General features: G+C 39.1%; 15 protein-coding genes. 12 read left to right on the forward strand and 3 right to left on the reverse strand.

Features of this window, described 5'->3' with window-relative positions; all coding sequences use genetic code 11:
* The first annotated feature begins 273 nt into the window (after positions 1-273).
* From MN869_RS03895 to MN869_RS03935, 9 genes are all read left to right on the forward strand, one after another.
* On the forward strand, positions 274-936 hold the full coding sequence (locus tag MN869_RS03895) for a hypothetical protein (protein WP_243306887.1): 663 nt from the start codon (positions 274-276) through the stop codon (positions 934-936).
* Between the two features lie 143 nt (positions 937-1,079).
* Complete coding sequence (locus MN869_RS03900; RefSeq protein ID WP_243306888.1) at positions 1,080-1,667, forward strand: recombinase family protein; 588 nt, start codon at positions 1,080-1,082, stop codon at positions 1,665-1,667.
* Between the two features lie 399 nt (positions 1,668-2,066).
* On the forward strand, positions 2,067-2,444 hold the full coding sequence (locus MN869_RS03905; protein ID WP_241304673.1) for a hypothetical protein: 378 nt from the start codon (positions 2,067-2,069) through the stop codon (positions 2,442-2,444).
* Between the two features lie 2 nt (positions 2,445-2,446).
* Positions 2,447-3,421 (forward strand): hypothetical protein, encoded by a 975-nt coding sequence (locus MN869_RS03910; protein WP_241304674.1) that lies wholly within the window; start codon positions 2,447-2,449, stop codon positions 3,419-3,421.
* 6 nt (positions 3,422-3,427) lie between these two features.
* On the forward strand, positions 3,428-3,871 hold the full coding sequence (locus MN869_RS03915) for a hypothetical protein (RefSeq protein ID WP_243306891.1): 444 nt from the start codon (positions 3,428-3,430) through the stop codon (positions 3,869-3,871).
* A 457-nt stretch (positions 3,872-4,328) separates the two neighbouring features.
* The gene (locus tag MN869_RS03920; protein ID WP_033133846.1) at positions 4,329-5,600 is read left to right on the forward strand and encodes a HAMP domain-containing sensor histidine kinase; all 1,272 of its coding nucleotides are present in this window, start codon (positions 4,329-4,331) and stop codon (positions 5,598-5,600) included.
* Positions 5,601-5,672: 72 nt separating this feature from the next.
* Complete coding sequence (gene glnE, locus MN869_RS03925) at positions 5,673-8,420, forward strand: bifunctional [glutamate--ammonia ligase]-adenylyl-L-tyrosine phosphorylase/[glutamate--ammonia-ligase] adenylyltransferase (protein WP_241304676.1); 2,748 nt, start codon at positions 5,673-5,675, stop codon at positions 8,418-8,420.
* Between the two features lie 30 nt (positions 8,421-8,450).
* Positions 8,451-9,377: a branched-chain amino acid transaminase gene (locus MN869_RS03930; RefSeq protein WP_241304677.1), complete on the forward strand. Its 927-nt coding sequence runs from the start codon at positions 8,451-8,453 to the stop codon at positions 9,375-9,377.
* 175 nt (positions 9,378-9,552) lie between these two features.
* Entirely contained in the window at positions 9,553-10,308 is a 756-nt protein-coding gene (locus tag MN869_RS03935) for a hypothetical protein (protein WP_004802722.1), read from the forward strand.
* Positions 10,309-10,394: 86 nt separating this feature from the next.
* On the opposite strand, the gene MN869_RS03940 is transcribed toward MN869_RS03935, so the two are convergent.
* The 3 genes from MN869_RS03940 to MN869_RS03950 are packed head-to-tail and all read right to left on the reverse strand — an operon-like array spanning position 10,395 to position 13,503.
* Positions 10,395-11,420 (reverse strand): NAD-dependent epimerase, encoded by a 1,026-nt coding sequence (locus MN869_RS03940; protein WP_005206211.1) that lies wholly within the window; start codon positions 11,418-11,420, stop codon positions 10,395-10,397.
* Positions 11,417-12,586 carry a nucleotide sugar dehydrogenase gene (locus tag MN869_RS03945; protein ID WP_241304678.1) on the reverse strand — a complete coding sequence of 390 codons (1,170 nt, stop codon included), beginning with the start codon at positions 12,584-12,586 and terminating at the stop codon, positions 11,417-11,419. Before MN869_RS03945 ends, MN869_RS03940 begins: the two co-directional genes overlap by 4 nt.
* Positions 12,587-12,621: 35 nt before the next feature.
* Positions 12,622-13,503 carry an ATP-grasp fold amidoligase family protein gene (locus MN869_RS03950; RefSeq protein WP_241304679.1) on the reverse strand — a complete coding sequence of 294 codons (882 nt, stop codon included), beginning with the start codon at positions 13,501-13,503 and terminating at the stop codon, positions 12,622-12,624.
* A gap of 375 nt (positions 13,504-13,878) precedes the next feature.
* Here MN869_RS03950 and MN869_RS03955 point away from each other — a divergent pair, with 375 nt between their 5' ends.
* The 3 genes from MN869_RS03955 to MN869_RS03965 all read left to right on the forward strand — a co-directional run bounded on the left by MN869_RS03955 (position 13,879) and on the right by MN869_RS03965 (position 16,623).
* A complete protein-coding gene (locus tag MN869_RS03955; protein ID WP_005322388.1) occupies positions 13,879-14,877 on the forward strand; it encodes a Stealth CR1 domain-containing protein in 999 nt (332 codons plus the stop codon).
* 3 nt (positions 14,878-14,880) lie between these two features.
* Positions 14,881-15,639, forward strand: coding sequence for a glycosyltransferase family 25 protein (locus tag MN869_RS03960; RefSeq protein WP_005322391.1), 759 nt, complete (start codon positions 14,881-14,883; stop codon positions 15,637-15,639).
* A 69-nt stretch (positions 15,640-15,708) separates the two neighbouring features.
* Entirely contained in the window at positions 15,709-16,623 is a 915-nt protein-coding gene (locus MN869_RS03965) for a capsular polysaccharide synthesis protein (RefSeq protein ID WP_005322393.1), read from the forward strand.
* Positions 16,624-16,654 lie beyond the last annotated feature (31 nt).

A 16,654-nucleotide genomic window follows, 5' to 3' on the forward strand; every position in this document is an offset into this window, starting at 1 on the left:
TGGTACAGCTAAAACGGTGGCTGTTGCATAAATATCTGAAGATTAGAACAACTCTATCTTTCGTCTATTTGTGCAACAAAGCCGGCAAAACCTACCATATTCTTTGTATTTCTCTATTTTTGCACCAATATGAACCGCAAAAATGATACCCCCTCCCTCCGACTTTTGACCAAGAGAAAATTTCATGGGGGGACGGTCTTTATTTAGGTGTTTCCCTTTGACTTTTGACCCCATATCCCCTTGATCGGTCAAGCCAATAGGTGTGTTGGGTAATTGCATCACAGTCAAAAATTTTGGAAAGGTATTTCCCCTTGCCAAAGGGCACACCACGGCAAAACCATCAATGTGGTTTTAAGAGTGAACATAGGCAGTTACGGCAACAATCTTCATCGACTATACTTAATGATTATCCCTTATTTTCAAAGAAGAGCATTTGATATGGATGGACTTCAATTACTTATTGAACAACAAAATGAATTTGAAGCCTATAAAAGCGAGAAAGCTAGACAGTTGGAAGAGCATGTAAACCATCTAAAGTATTTGATTACAACAGAGTTCCTTTCTACCTGTCCCGATTTCGATCATGAGATTAAAGAAGATAATGTTTTATCCTTTAAGTACAAGGAGTTAATTCTTTTAATTCAAATTGTTAATCCTATAACGGAGAAGCGTAATGAGAAAGAATATAATTTTGCTGAGCGTGCTACTAAAAGATTAAAAGTTAAAGTAACTATGAAAAGAAAAAAGGAAGCGCATCCAGAAATCTTTGAAATATTAGATGTAACTCAGTATAAAAAGAATGGACCTTACACATATAAATATGATGATAAGACCACTGAAGATTTTCTCGAATTACTTGATTTATTCTTTAAGTACTTTGTTGTTAAAAAAGTTGAATTCAATCAAAGTGAATTTACAGGGGGCTTTGGTTTGTAGACCTTTACCTATCATTAGACTATACCCTAAAGATAATTTGATAATTATATTTAGGTAGCTATCATTTAACCTATTTACTTAGTTAAATGATAGTTTTATCATAAATCATATTAAATGATAGCTATATGATAAAGGCTAATGATATGACAATTCGTATTTATGTAAGAGCAAGTACCAAAGATCAAGATGCAGAACGAGCATTGAGCGATCTTGTTTTATTCAGTCAAAGCTATGGTGACCAATACAGCACATATATTGAAAACTATTCAGGTACGAAGCTTGAACGCCCAGCATTAAACCAATTACTTACAGAGGCGAATAAAGGCGATATTCTTTTAGTTGAAAGCGTGGACAGACTTAGCAGACTTTCACAAGATGACTTTGCAATTCTAAAAGATAAGATCAAGGCGAAAGGCTTACGCTTAATCGTTGCTGATCTACCAACTACACATACAACCAATGATGGCATGACAGGTGAGATATTGAATGTCATCAATGCCATGCTTATTGATCTACTGGCAACAATGGCTAAGCTAGACAATGACAAGCGCAAGGAAAGAATCAAACAAGGCTTGGCACGTTCAGGATATGTCCCTACTGGAAAGAAAGCCAATACAGCTAAACATGAGCGAATTAAACAATTATTAAGCAAAGGCGATATGACGAAAGAAGAAATTGCAAAGGCTGTAAGTGTAGGAATTGCAACGGTTTATCGAGTGGCTAAGGAATAAATAATAAGGATATAGTTAAGGATATAATTTTATTTTCCTTAATATAATTTATTTATATCAGTATCTTATTGATATAACCGAGTCCGACCCTCGGACCAAGATTCAAAGACCCCAAGCTGGTATTAAAGGCTTGGGGTTTTTTAATTTCTGGTACGTGTGTTTTTTTACGGTATTTCTGGTTTTTTGTTGTTAAAACTCTGGGATCAGGTTGACCCCGCACAGCATGCAACTTTGCTGACTTTGGTTGGAAATTTTGCTGAAAGTTTTGGAATTAAAAAAAGCGATTAAAAGTTCTTTTGAACAAATAAACATAAGTTCATTCGTTCAATATTTTTTTAGAATAATAAAAATGTTATAAATACATCAAATTAAAAATTTTAAATTTATAAGAGTTTATAAATGTATATTACAAAAGTTTTGAGTTACAACGGAGCTTGGGAAAAGTTAGAAAAAAATCATCCTGAAGAGTTTTCTAACTTTCTTTCTTCAATAGATGTAGAAAATTTAGTCTGTGATGAAAGTAACTCATATAATGTAAATTATGATCAATCCATAAGAATGCAATTACTAGTTAGAGATAATCTTAAAGATTTAGGTTGGGTTGAAGATTATTATAGGAATTTTGACTCTCCATTTAGTGATCGAGGTGGTTATATTGGTGGGCTTGGACATATAAAAAATCGGTTATCTGTTAAAGAGTTTTTTAATGAAGAAGATACTCTTATATGGGCAATAAAAGATGTTCAAGAAAATTATAAATTAAAAAAATTGATATAGGAGTGCAATATACTATTGGTTGTGATTATTACTTGAAAGATATATTTTACTTTGAAAGGATTCTTAAGTTACTTAATAATTATAAAGGATTGTCATTTGAAGCTCCTTTTTTAATTTTTGATCTTGGTTTTAAAGAAACTGAAATTGAATTTTTTGAGCTTAACTCAGATTCGATTAAAATAGAGCGTTCAATTGAATTTAAACCAGAGCATTATCAAGCAGGATTAGGCATACTCAACTACTTCGGGACTGTCATGAGGAAAAAATATCCTGAACAGAATGCTAAAGTGCGTATTGAGCAAGATGATAATGCTGTCCGCTTAGTTGTCGAATCCGCTAATGGTGATAAAGAAGTTATAGAGCGTGCATTCGATGAGTTTGGGTTAGTGATTCATAGAGATATACAGCCTGAACAGTTTTACGATAATTACTTGGATGTTGCAGAATTAAAAACTAAATTGGGAACCTTTGAATCAGAGTTGAAGTTTCAGTATCAGCTTGTAGAAATGAAAGAACATAGAATTATTGAGCTGAAACAAGATAAAGAGTTTTTAGAAAACATTATTAGTCAGGCATTAGTCCGTCCAAATTCACCCATATATATAAATAATCAGCTTACAAATTCGCAATCCATAGTGATTAATCATAAAGCTGAGATCTTAAAATCTAATGATGATCTAGAGGAACTGATTGATCTTGCTGATAACGAGGCTCTGAAGAACAAACTTACAATGATTCAAAATGCTTTAGACAACAATAGAAACTCAGATAATCCTGAGGATATTAAAGACTCTAATGGTATGAAAAAATTAGCTAAGTTTTTAAATGAAGCAAATAAAGTAGGTACTGAGGCGAGTGAATTAGTAGAAAAGGGTGGCAAAGCTCTAGATTTACTTAAAAGTTTAGGAAGAAGTTATAACAGTATAGCTCAGTGGTGTGGCATGCCTGTTATTCCGAGTCTGTTTGTGAAGGAGTAATGTCAGATGGAAAATTTAAAAGATTGGATACCAATACTTGCAGGTCTAGCAGCTGTAATAGGTCTTTTTTATAAAAGAGAGGAAGTTTTATCATTAAGACATAAGGATTTCTCGACTCGCTTAGACGCAACCATACGTTTTTTCGATGAGTTCTATGGAAAGGAACAGGGTAAGAATAAATTGGTCTCAGATCGAGCTGCACAGGATGTAGTAAAATCTGAATTAATAGACTTTAAGTTTTTATGTTATTTAATCAAACTTGACGAAAATTTTTTAATTAAGCTAGATGAGCTTATACATCATTATAAAGTTGGCAAAGAATTTATAATATATTTACCAAGTCTTGGGCAAGTTGATGTAAATAATTTTAGCCTAAAGCTTAAAAATGATAGGTCTGTAAAAAACAAAATTTATTTTTTAATCTACAGTATTTTTTATTTGCATTTATAGTTTCTATTCCTTTTTTGATTTCTCCTTGGTTCTCTAGCTTTTTGATGTCCAAGGAGACACCTCTTATATTTGTTCTCTGTACCGTTATCCTTGGTTTTGCTAGCTTTATGGCCGCAGCTGTTGCTTTATTGCAAGCATCAAGTTTGTCACATGCAGAAAAGTTTATGCAAAAAATAACAGAAGCAGATCAAATAATTAATTTATAAAGAATGAGTCTCTCCAAAATGGATGTAGATTTAAATAGTAAAGATGGAGTTTGCAATACTGTTAGTTACTTTGTAGGGAGCAGGTAGGGAACTTACAAAGTTAAAATTTAATGAAATTTCACGTTTTGTTGCGAATTGATTGAATCAACAATTGCCTTTTCTGTTAAAGTTTGTTAATACTAAGTGATAGTTTTCACATTTTTTTTATAAAACGTAAAGAACCGTATAACGAAAATATTCGAGAGGCGGGAATGACGATTCAATTATTAGAACTACAGCAAGCCGAAAAGTTAAGTGCTTGTAAAATCTCTCTTTCTTTGGGGCTGACTTCAGAGCAGAATTTGCTTGAGCAATTTTTACAGTTTAACCGAAAACTGATGCAAGCCAGTACCGCACTGCTGTCATTTCACCAAGAACCCTATCTGTGGCACCGTTGCCCTGAAAAACTCAAAGCCATTGATTCTGCAAAAATTACCAAAAGTCTAAATACGCTATTTGTGAATGGAGATCTGGTCGATAGCGATCATCCGCAATACTCAACCTTACTGGCATTCCTTGCACCACTGAAAAAGAAAATCCAAACTGCGGTTGCTCTACATCTCAGGCATCCAGATCAAACTTCACTGGGTTATATCATCCTGTTTGATGAAGCTGCACAAGGCTTTAGTGACTTGCAAAAACAACTGCTGCAAGAACATTGCATCAACTTCATGCAACAACTGGAATTGAAGTTTAACCATGACGAGCTGAAAGAATTATACGAACAAGAAGCTGCACTCAATTTTAGTAAAACCAAATTCTTTTCGATTATTTCCCATGACTTACGTGCACCATTTCATGGGCTATTAGGCTTCTCGGAAATATTGGCGAAAGAACGTGAAACCTTAGATGAATCCAGTATTCAGAATATTGCCGACTATCTTTATGATACTTCGCAATCGACTTATAACTTATTGGAAAGCTTACTGAATTGGGCGATGGCGGAAGGTGGGCGGTTCGTCTATCACCCCATCAACTTTAAGCTGCGCCAGATCACCAATATCGTGACCGATATTCTTAAAACTTTAGCAATTAAGAAGAATATTCAACTGATTAATGAAGTCGATGAAAATCTTAAAGTCTATGCTGATATGAATATGATCACCTCGGTGATTCAGAACTTGGTGTCTAATGCGCTGAAATTTACCGATGTCGATGGTACGGGCAAAGTCTATATCCAAGCACAACATAAAGGCACTTATGTTGAAGTCTATGTCAAAGACACCGGTCTTGGTATGACTCAACAACAAATCAACGATTTGTTCCAGCCACGGATTACTATGAGTTATAAAGGCACTGCAGGAGAGAAGGGTGCAGGTCTGGGCTTAAGCTTGTGTAAGCGCTTTGTGGAAATGAATTTGGGTGAAATCAATGTCAGCTCCAATGAAGGCGAAGGTACGGTGTTTACCGTGTTGCTGCCAATCGAACGTGAACAGGTTGATTTATGTACGGATCAACAAAAAAGCAAAGCGAAATTAGTCTAAAGAGATTTTAAAGATAAGCTTGTAACTGATATAACTAACCTAGATGACATGACATCAGTCGAGCTTTTTTATATGAATGCGCAACAGCTACAAAAAACCTTAGTTGCAAGCCAATATGCTGAACAAGTTTTAAATTTATACACATTACAATTAGAACAAGACTATTCCGAAGATCAATTTCTGGACTCGCTGTCGACCGAAACCATCTATCAAAAAGTGCAACTGGCTGTGGCTGAGGTCAGCGATGAACAATCATGGATGAAAGCCTTACGCATACTCCGTGCCAAGCTGATGTTTCGCTGGATTTGGCAAGATGCCAATCAACTCACCAATGTGGTGACACTAACACGTGAGCTATCAGATTTTGCTGATGCCAGTATTTGTGCCGCCAAAGCTTTTGCATTACCACCCTTACTAGCCAAACACGGTGAACCCATCGGTTATTCAGGTCAGTTACAAGACTTGATTGTAATTGGGATGGGTAAGCTCGGTGCCCAAGAGCTGAATCTTTCTAGTGATATTGACCTGATTTTTGCCTTTGATGAACAAGGCGAAACCAATGGACGTAAATGTATTGATGTACAGCAGTTCTGTATTCTGTGGGGACAGAAGCTAATTTATTTGCTCGATCATATTACCGCTGATGGTTTTGTATTCCGTGTTGATATGCGTTTGCGTCCGTGGGGCGATGGTTCAGCATTGGCGATTAGTCATAGTGGTTTGGAAAAATATTTAAGCCAGCATGGGCGTGAGTGGGAACGTTATGCTTGGATTAAGGCGCGGGTGATTACCGGTGGCAAAGCGGGCGAAGAATTGCTCGACATGTCACGTCCCTTCGTATTCCGTCGTTATGTCGATTATTCCGCTTTCGCCGCCATGCGTGAAATGAAGGCCATGATCGAACGCGAAGTCATGCGCCGTAATATTGAAGAGGATATTAAGCTAGGCGCAGGCGGGATTCGTGAAATCGAGTTCATCGTGCAGGTGTTCCAGTTGATCTATGGCGGATCGAAGCGCGAACTACAAGATCGTCAATGTCTGGTCAATTTGCATCATTTGGGTGAAGCGGAGCTGCTGGATCAGCAAGCAGTGATTGATCTGGAAGATGCTTATTTATTCCTAAGACGAGTTGAACACGCTATTCAAGCCTTGAATGATCAGCAAACCCAATCTTTACCCACTGAGCCTGAACAGAGACAACGGATGTTGGATACGCTTGGCTTTGCTGATTGGGCTGCCTTCTTGGATGTGTTGAATCAGAAACGTGACAAGGTCAAAGTCCAGTTTAAGCAGTTGATTCAGGAAAAAGAGTTTGCTGAGCCAGTTGATGATTTTGTGCAGCTTGAACAAAAACTTAATGCCGTATTGGATGATGATGCCAAGAATTTAATTCAAAACTTTTGGCATGGTCAGGCATTACGCAAAATCCCTGCCAGTGCCTTAGAGCGGTTAAAGAAATTCTGGCCGCATTTAATCGAAGCAATTTTACAGTCGGATCAACCGCAAATGGCGCTGTTACGTTTGATGCCATTGGTTGAATCGGTGCTACGTCGTACCGTCTATCTGGTGATGTTGATGGAAAGCCGTGGCGCGTTACAGAGACTGGTCAAGATGGCAACGGTCAGTCCATGGATTTGTGAGGAACTAGCACAGTATCCAGTGTTGTTGGATGAATTCCTGTCGATGGATTTTGGTTTGCCACAACGCAAAGATTTGGAAGATTCACTGCGTCAACAATTACTACGCATCGAGATTGATCAAGTCGAGGATCAGATGCGGGTGCTGCGCTTATTTAAAAAGAGTAATGTATTGACGGTTGCTGCCAGTGATGTACTGGCAGAAAGTCCGTTGATGAAAGTCTCCGATGCCTTGACTGATATTGCTGAAGTCAGTGTACAGGCGACTTTGCGTTTGGCTTATGAGGCGGTTGCACAGCGTCATGGCTATCCAGTTGGAAATGATGGACAGCGTTGCAGTCTCGATAACAAAGGTTTTGCCGTGATTGCCTATGGCAAATTGGGTGGCATTGAGTTGGGCTATGGTTCAGATTTGGATTTGGTGTTTATCCATGCCTTTGAAGAGCAAAGTGAAACTGATGGCCGTAAGGGTATTAGTGGTGCTGAGTTTGCCATTCGTGTGGCGCAGAAGTTTATGTCCTTGATGACCACACAAACCTTGGACGGGCGTGTCTATGAAATTGATACCCGTCTGCGACCATCGGGTGAAGCGGGGATGTTGGTCACCAGTTTAAAAGCTTATGAGCAATATCAACAGAAGAGTGCCTGGTTATGGGAACATCAAGCCTTGGTACGTGCTCGCTCAATTGCAGGAGATCGTGGATTATGCACGCAATTTGAACAGATTCGCTGTCAAATCTTGACGCAAGTACGTGATGAAAATGTGGTGCGTGAAGAAGTGTTGAAAATGCGTCAAAAGATGAAAGATCATTTGGGATCATCTTCTGAGCAAAAAAAACATGGGATTTTTCATTTAAAACAGGACTCAGGTGGTATCGTTGATATCGAATTTATGGCACAGTATGCTGTGCTTGCATGGAGTGGGACGAATACAGATCTCGCCCATTTTTCCGATAATGTAAGAATTCTAGAAGATGCTGCTAAAGCAGGCTGCTTATCCAGTGAAGATGCCACAGCATTAATACACGCTTATCTCCGTGAACGAGCTGAGAGCCACCGTCTAGCGCTTGCAAATCAATCTATGCAAGTCAATGCTGCGGATTGGCACGATACCCGCGAGATCGTTTGCAAGTTATGGCAAAGATTAATTGATCCAACTGCGCAAGCATTGGAAAGTGAATAATTGTGTAAAAAAGAAAATGGAGTATGTGCGATGAGTTTGGCTGATCGTGATGGTTTTATTTGGCAAGATGGAAAATTAGTTGATTGGCGTGATGCAAAAATTCACGTCTTAACTCACACACTACACTACAGCATGGGTGTCTTTGAAGGCGTCAGAGCTTACGAAACCTCGAATGGTACAGCAATCTTCCGTTTGCAAGATCATACTAAACGCTTATTAAATTCAGCAAAAATTTATCAAATGAATGTTCCATTTGATCAAGCGACACTAGAACAAGCACAAATCGATGTGGTGCGTGAAAATAAATTAGCATCTTGCTATTTACGTCCATTGATTTGGATTGGTTCTGAAAAACTCGGTATTGCCGCAACTGACAACACCATTCATGCCGCAGTTGCAGCATGGGGCTGGGGTGCATACCTTGGTGAAGAAGCAATGGCACGTGGTATTCGTGTAAAAACCTCTTCATTCACGCATCACCATCCAAACGTGACCATGTGTAAAGCTAAAGCATGTGGTAACTATACCGTGTCGATCTTGGCGCATCAGGAAGTGGCACGCTCAGGTTATGACGAAGCGATGTTACTTGACCCACAAGGCTTTGTTTGCCAAGGTGCGGGCGAGAACGTATTCCTGATTAAAGATGGCGTGTTGCATACCCCTGATTTAGCAGGTGGCGCGTTAGAAGGGATTACCCGTCAAACCGTGATTACCATTGCTAAAGACCTGGGCTATGAAGTGGTTGAACGTCGTATTACTCGTGATGAATTCTACATTGCAGATGAAGCATTCTTTACAGGTACTGCTGCGGAAGTAACACCGATTCGTGAATATGATGACCGTGAAATTGGTTGTGGTTCACGTGGTCCGATTACCACTGTGATTCAAAAGACTTTCTTTGATGCAGTACAAGGTCGCAATGACAAATATGCACACTGGTTAACTTATATTAAATAAGCTGTAATCGTGCACAAAGGCGAAGCTTAGGCTTCGCTTTTTTATTGACGAATTAATACTAAAAAAAACAATCCGCTCTATGCTAAGATGAGCGTATATTCAGTGCATATGATTGAACACTTTTGTTTTTTTGGACAAAGTGTAGCCTCGTATCTCAAGCATTTAAGGTTATCAGATGGTAGATATTCAACAAAATTCGGCAACTCATGAAGACAATGTGATCTTGTGCATGAAGTGGGGAACCAAGTATGGTGCTGAGTACGTCAACCGTTTGTATAACATGGTCAAACGTCATTTGACTCTGCCTTTTAAAATGGTGTGCTTGACTGATCGTACCGAGGGTATTGACCCGAATATTCAATGTTTTCCGATTCCATCTCTAGATTTACCCGCAGGTAGCCCTGAGCGTGGCTGGAATAAACTGTCGACCTTTGAACCTGATCTGTATGGCTTAAAAGGCAATGCTTTATTCCTCGATTTGGACGTGGTCATTATTGATAATATTGACTGCTTCTTCCAAGCGGAAGGTGAGTTCTTGGTGATTCACGACTGGAAACGCCCTTGGCGTATCACAGGCAATAGTTCGGTTTATCGTTTTAAACTGGGGGCTTTTCCAGATATCTTGCCGTACTTCCGTGCAAACTTTAAAGAGATCAGTCAAAAGTTCCGTAATGAACAAGAGTACCTGTCTTGGTTTGTGCATAAAGAAGGCAAATTGAGTTATTGGAATAAAGAGTGGTGCAAAAGCTATAAATACCACTGTTTAAGACGAGTGCCATTTGCTTATTTCCAGCCGCCTATCAAACCAAAAGGCGCAAAAATCATTATTTTCCATGGTGAGATTAATCCACCTGATGCGATCAGTGGTGGTGGTGGTAAGTGGTATCGCTATGTATTGCCATCGGATTGGATTAAAGAGTCTTGGCAATAATCCAAGTGTTATTCATCTTGAAATTGAATAGATGAATAGGATAAAAAAATCAGGCGGAATGCCTGATTTTTTTGCTTTAAGGGTTGTTAAATATTGTGATATTGGCGATACCAATCGACAAAGTTTTTCACGCCATCAACCACCGAAGTGGCTGGTTTATAGTCCACATAATTTTCTAGCGCAGAACTATCGGCAAAGGTATCTGGTACATCGCCAGGCTGAAGAGGAAGCAGGTCTAAAATTGCTTCTTTACCTGCTGCTTTTTCAATCGCCTGAATATATTCAATCAGTTTTACCGTACGGTTATTACCAATATTGAAAATTCTAAACGGAGCATTGCTGGTGGATGGATTTGGATGGTTGCTGTCCCAAGTCTCATCAGGGGTCGCAATCTTGTCGCTAGTACGGATAATCCCTTCAACAATATCATCGATATAGGTAAAGTCACGGGTGTGATTGCCATGATTAAACACAGGAATTGGTTTGCCTTCAAAAATGTTCTTGGTGAATTTAAACAAGGCCATATCTGGGCGTGTCCACGGGCCATAGACGGTAAAGAAACGCAGTCCTGTGGTTGGCAATTTAAATAAATGACTGTAGCTATGTGCCATTAATTCATTGGCGCGTTTGGTTGCGGCATAGAATTGTAGCGGATGATCCACACCATGTTGCTCGCTAAAAGGCATGGTGGTGTTAGCACCATAGACACTACTGGTGCTGGCATAGGTTAGGTGGGGTGTTGCTGCGTAACGGCAGGCTTCCAAAATGTTGGTAAATGCAATCAGGTTGCTCTCCACATAGCTATGTGGATTTTCAAGTGAATAGCGTACACCAGCCTGCGCGGCCAAATGAATCACACGATCAAAACGATGATCTTGGAAGCATTGATCCACCACGGCTTTATTGGCGAGATTGTCACGAATCAGAGTGAAACTGCCTGTATCGTTGCGCTCAGCCAGCAGTTGTAATTGCTGAGCACGGGCCTCTTTCAGGGATGGATCATAATAATCGTTAAAATTATCAAAACCGACCACATCATCACCGCGTTCCAGCAGTTTTTTTGCAACACTAAAGCCGATGAATCCAGCAGCACCTGTGACTAGAACTTTCATTCATCGCCTCCAAAAATATCTCGGGTATAAACTTTATCTTGTACATCTAGCAATTCATTGGAGAGGCGATTGGCAATAATCACATCACAAGCTTGTTTGAATTCATTTAGATCTTGAGTCACTTTAGACTTAAAAAAGCTGTCTTCGTGAAAGGTCGGTTCGTAGATAATGATTTCCAGACCTTTGGCTTTTAATCGCTTCATCACGCCTTGAATCGCTGAAGCACGGAAATTATCTGAGCCACTTTTCATCACCAGACGATAGATGCCCACTGTGCTTGGGTTTCTTGCTAGAATCGAATCCGCAATAAAATCTTTACGGGTGCGGTTAGCATCCACAATCGCTTTAATTAGATTACTTGGGACGTTGTTATAGTTGGCCAATAACTGCTTGGTATCTTTTGGTAGACAATAGCCGCCGTAGCCAAAAGATGGATTGTTATAATGACTGCCGATACGAGGGTCGAGACAAACACCGTCAATCACTTGTTTGGTATCTAGGCCAAAGCTTTGTGCGTAAGTATCCAATTCATTGAAGAAGGCCACCCGCATCGCCAGATAGGTATTGGCGAACAATTTAATCGCTTCAGCTTCAGTTGAATGGGTCAGTAAGACAGGAATATCCTGCTTGATTGCGCCTTCTACCAGTAAATCGGCAAATTGCTGGGCACGTTCAGACTGTTCTCCAACGATGATACGCGACGGGTAGAGGTTATCGTGCAGCGCTTTACCTTCACGTAAAAATTCAGGCGAGAAAATAATGTTTTCAGTCTGATATTTATTTTTGACTTGCTCTGTGAAACCCACGGGAACGGTAGACTTGACGATCATGGTTGCATTGGGGTTAATGGCCAGTACATCCTGAATGACGCTTTCTACACTTTGCGTATTAAAGTAATTGGTTTGAGGGTCATAGTCAGTTGGGGTGGCAATAATAATAAAATCAGCATCTTGAAAAGCCAGCTGTTTATCTGTAGTCGCCGTGAAATTGAGCTGTTTTTCTTTTAAAAAGAGTGAAATATCATGATCTTGAATCGGTGATACTTTGTTATTCAGTAAATCTACTTTACTTTGTAGGATATCCAAGGCGATGGTTTCATGGTGTTGTGCAAATAGCATTGCATTTGACAACCCGACATATCCTGTTCCAGCAATCGCTATTTTCATAAGTACCTAACAGATTCGACATACATGATGGACGGCTAATAGGATAACCAGAGTGAGCCTAATTTTAAATCCCATTCTACAGGTGTAATCACCATTCGTCCTGCATTCGGAGTGAGCGTGATTTCACTAAAATACACATGATCTTGAGAGAGTAAGAAATCTACTCGGCTATAACCATACGCAAAACAAAGCTTTTCTGACAGTTGAATGATCTCTTGCAATTGTTTCGGTGCAGCTAAAGCGGATGGTGAATTATCTTTAAGATCGACCCGAAATGGCTGTAACTGCCATTGTGTATCATACATATTTGAATAGTCATTGCCTTGAGCATCTTGGACATCAATTTCTAGATATTCTGGACGACCTTCAAAACAGTGCACACGACACGTGGTAATGGCGGATTGACTGGCCGGATCGACATAGAGCTCTACATATTCTTCAACCAGTACTTTAGGGCAAATATCTTTGTAGTGCCATTCACGCTTTCTAAAATACATATTCATTTTAAGATGATTTTTGATTTTAGCGGTTGCTGCTTCGACACTAAATTTGCTTTTATCGCGACAGACCATGGCGCTGCCACTATCGTGGGTGCATTTTAAAACAAATTGATTGGGTAACTGGTTAAAATCAATCTCATCAATACATTTGTAAATGCCAATCAATGGAACAAAATAGCCATCACCAACCTTTGCTGAAACCAGCTGTCTGACTGCACATTTATCTGCTAATTTTGTGAACAGGGGACTCCGCTCGAAAATCATTCGGGCAGTGACTTTTTCATTGAAGCTTTTTGGCGAGCAAAAATCAGGGGTATAACCTAATTTGCAGATAAAACGTTTAGTGAGATACGCTTTATCTGAAACAAATTTAGTTCTAATTATTTTTGCTTGATACTCAAAGTAATTATAAATCATCAGTCAAAAGATTAAATCCCGTCAAAGTAACCTGTAATTATAATAAAAATACCTAAATTCGTCTAATAAAAATGTGGTGATTTTAGGTGTAAAATGATTCCAAAAGGTTTGATTTTGTTAGGGATTGTCAGGGGTTAAGTTGATGTTAATAAAGTCAGTAAACAAGGTGGAATTATATATCTGCTGATTACCTCATCGATATTAAAATTTAAACAATTATAATATATTGATTTATATGGAATGATCGCACAATGAATACCTCCGCTATTACGAAAAGAGACTGACTGTGAACAGATCAGTGGTGTTATCATATGCTCCTAGATTAAACATGTTTGGCCGTATTTTCGGGCTTTCGGATCGTTTAAGAGTGAATTGATGAGTGAAATGATGCAACCGGTTGATGTGGTGATTGCTTGGGTGGATGGCAATGATCCGAAGTTGAAACAGAAGCGCATGCAGTATCAGGGCAAAACACAAGCTTCTGATGCCGTTAGTGATACCCGTTTTGCCAGCAACCATGAAATTTATTATAACGTTGCATCTATTTTAAAATATGTCCCATTTTGTCGACATATCTATATTGTGACAGATGGTCAGCAACCGCAATGGATTGATGACTTTGTTCAGGATGGGATTTGTGAGGCGGGTAAAATTCGAATTGTTGATCATCGTGAAATATTTATGGGGTATGAGCAATACTTACCCACTTTCAATACACGTTCGATTGAAACCATGCTCTGGAATATTCAGGGTTTATCCGATTACTTTTTCTACTTGAATGATGATTTCTTTTTTAACGCGCCAGCACAATTAGAAGATATTCTGATTGATCAGAAAATGGTGATTTACGGGCATTGGCAAAGCAGTTTTGTGCTCAAGGCCAAGCTTTGGTATCGTCAGGTTTTAAATCAATATTTTTCCAAGCCGATACAACCTAAACATATGATTGCGCAAATGTTAGGTGCAGATATGCTTGGATTTAAAAAGTTTTTTGAGATTCACCATTATCCGCACGCGGTTGACCGTAAAATATTACAAGATTATTTACTTGCTCATCCTAAGTTTCTAGAAAAACAGATTCAGTATAAGTTCCGCAGTGTCGAACAAATCAATCCGATTTCATTGATGAATCATTTGAAAATTCAAAAGGATGAGGCCTTGTTAAAGCCTGACCTTGAGATTGCCTATTTGAAAAATGAAAGCAGTTTAAGCAGCTTCTTACAAAGCTTGGGTAATGAACAGATTAAATATGGGTGTATGCAAAGTCTGGATCAATTGAGTGATGCGGCAGCGGCAGAAATTTATGCAGCTTTAAATCAAAAATTGGCAGGCTATATCCCGAAAGTTTTATTGGCTGAAACGGCCAAAGGATAAATGATGAAAGTTGAAACTTATCTAATTAACCTTGATGGCAGTGATCAGCGTCTGGCGAGTGCGACCGCACAATTACAGCAACAGGGATGGCCGTTTACCCGTTTTTCGGCCTATGATGGGCGTGGTAAGGCCTTATCAGAGTTTAAGCAATATGATGATGCCGAAGCTCAACGAATTTTAGGTCGTAGTCTGATGAATTCAGAGCTGGGATGTTATCTGAGCCATTATGGTTGTGCTGAAAAGTTTCTTGAAAGCGACGCTGATTATTTGGTGGTGTTAGAAGATGATATTCAGGTTTTGCCCAACTTTAAACACAAGCTTGAGTCGCTCCTCAATTATCTGGATCAGCATAAAGAACTGGATTGGTATGTGGTCAATATGGCGGCGAAAAAGAAAAAACTCGCCAAAGATATTGTACAGATGGATCAATACAACCTGTGGCATGCTTATTATTTCCCGATCCGTGGGGTTGGGCTGCTTTGGTCGCGTAAAGGGGCGGAAGAGTTTGTAAAACTTGGCAAACAAATACATGTGCCTGTCGATATCTTTTTCCAAGGTTGGCTCAGCAAGAATGGAAAAGGTCTTGGTGTATGGCAGCCTTTTGTTAAACCTGCTGGATTGGACAGTGATATTTTGGGTACGGTTGCAACACAGGGTATTCAGCGTAAAGACTTGGAAAAGCGCGATTCGTCTCATGGTCTAAAGAAACAGAAACGAATGTGGCGTGACCGTTTTTATGCTTTTAAGCATCTTTACTTTTAATTAAATATTCTGGGCAAATCACTTGAGTAAAAAGCTGAGGTGATTTGAAGATATGGCTGAGTGATCTGTATGAAAATATTTAAAAAAATATTCTATCTCTTAAAGTTCTATACGATGTATTCGAACAAAATGAGAGGGATTAATGATGCCATAGACAATGAAGCAGATCTGATAGTACTTAATCCGACTATTTCTGATGCACTCATTCCAAAGAAAATCTGGATGTATTGGGAAGGACCACTGGCTGGATTTGTGGAAAAATGTGTTGAACAGGTTAAAAAGACCAATCCGGATTATGAGGTTCATTTTCTCACGCCAGATACAGTGAAAAGCTTTTGTGATATTGATTTTACTCGTTTCCCAAAGGCAACGCCGCAACAAAAGGCCGATTTGCTTCGTTTTGAGTTGATTTATCAATATGGTGGTATTTGGTTGGATGCAAGCATCCTTGTTTATGAAAGCTTAGACTGGATTCAGGAACTGATTGCAAAGAATCATACCAACAGTTTTGCCTATTACCGTGCCAAGAATACAACACTTAAAGATTTTCCCGTCTTAGAGAATTGGTTATTGGCCAGTGCAGAGAAAAATATTTTCTTTAAAGAATGGTTTGATGAACTGGCGAAAGCGATTGAAATGACGCCTAAAGCCTATCTGCAAAAATTGAAAGAAACAGAACCTGATTATCAGGATATGTTTCAACAGATTGGTCGTCTGGAATATCTAGTGGCGTATGTGGCCTGTCAGAAAGTGATGCGTCATCATTTGCCGAGTATGTGCTTAATTAACTGTGATCAAAATGCGCTGTATTTTCAGGTAAAGCACCAATGGGTGAAAGAAAAAGTGCTGATCGATATGGCAATCAATTACCCGCCTCAGCAAATGCCAAGGTTGATCAAGCTTGCAGGAAAGGAAAGAAAAACCCTGAGTCATTATTATGAAAAAGGCATGTATCTAAAGGATTCTTTGTTGGACATTTCTTAACAATAGAGGAATAGAATATTGATGAAAGGGG

The organism is Acinetobacter sp. NIPH1876 (assembly GCF_022808535.1).
GTDB lineage: Bacteria > Pseudomonadota > Gammaproteobacteria > Pseudomonadales > Moraxellaceae > Acinetobacter > Acinetobacter higginsii.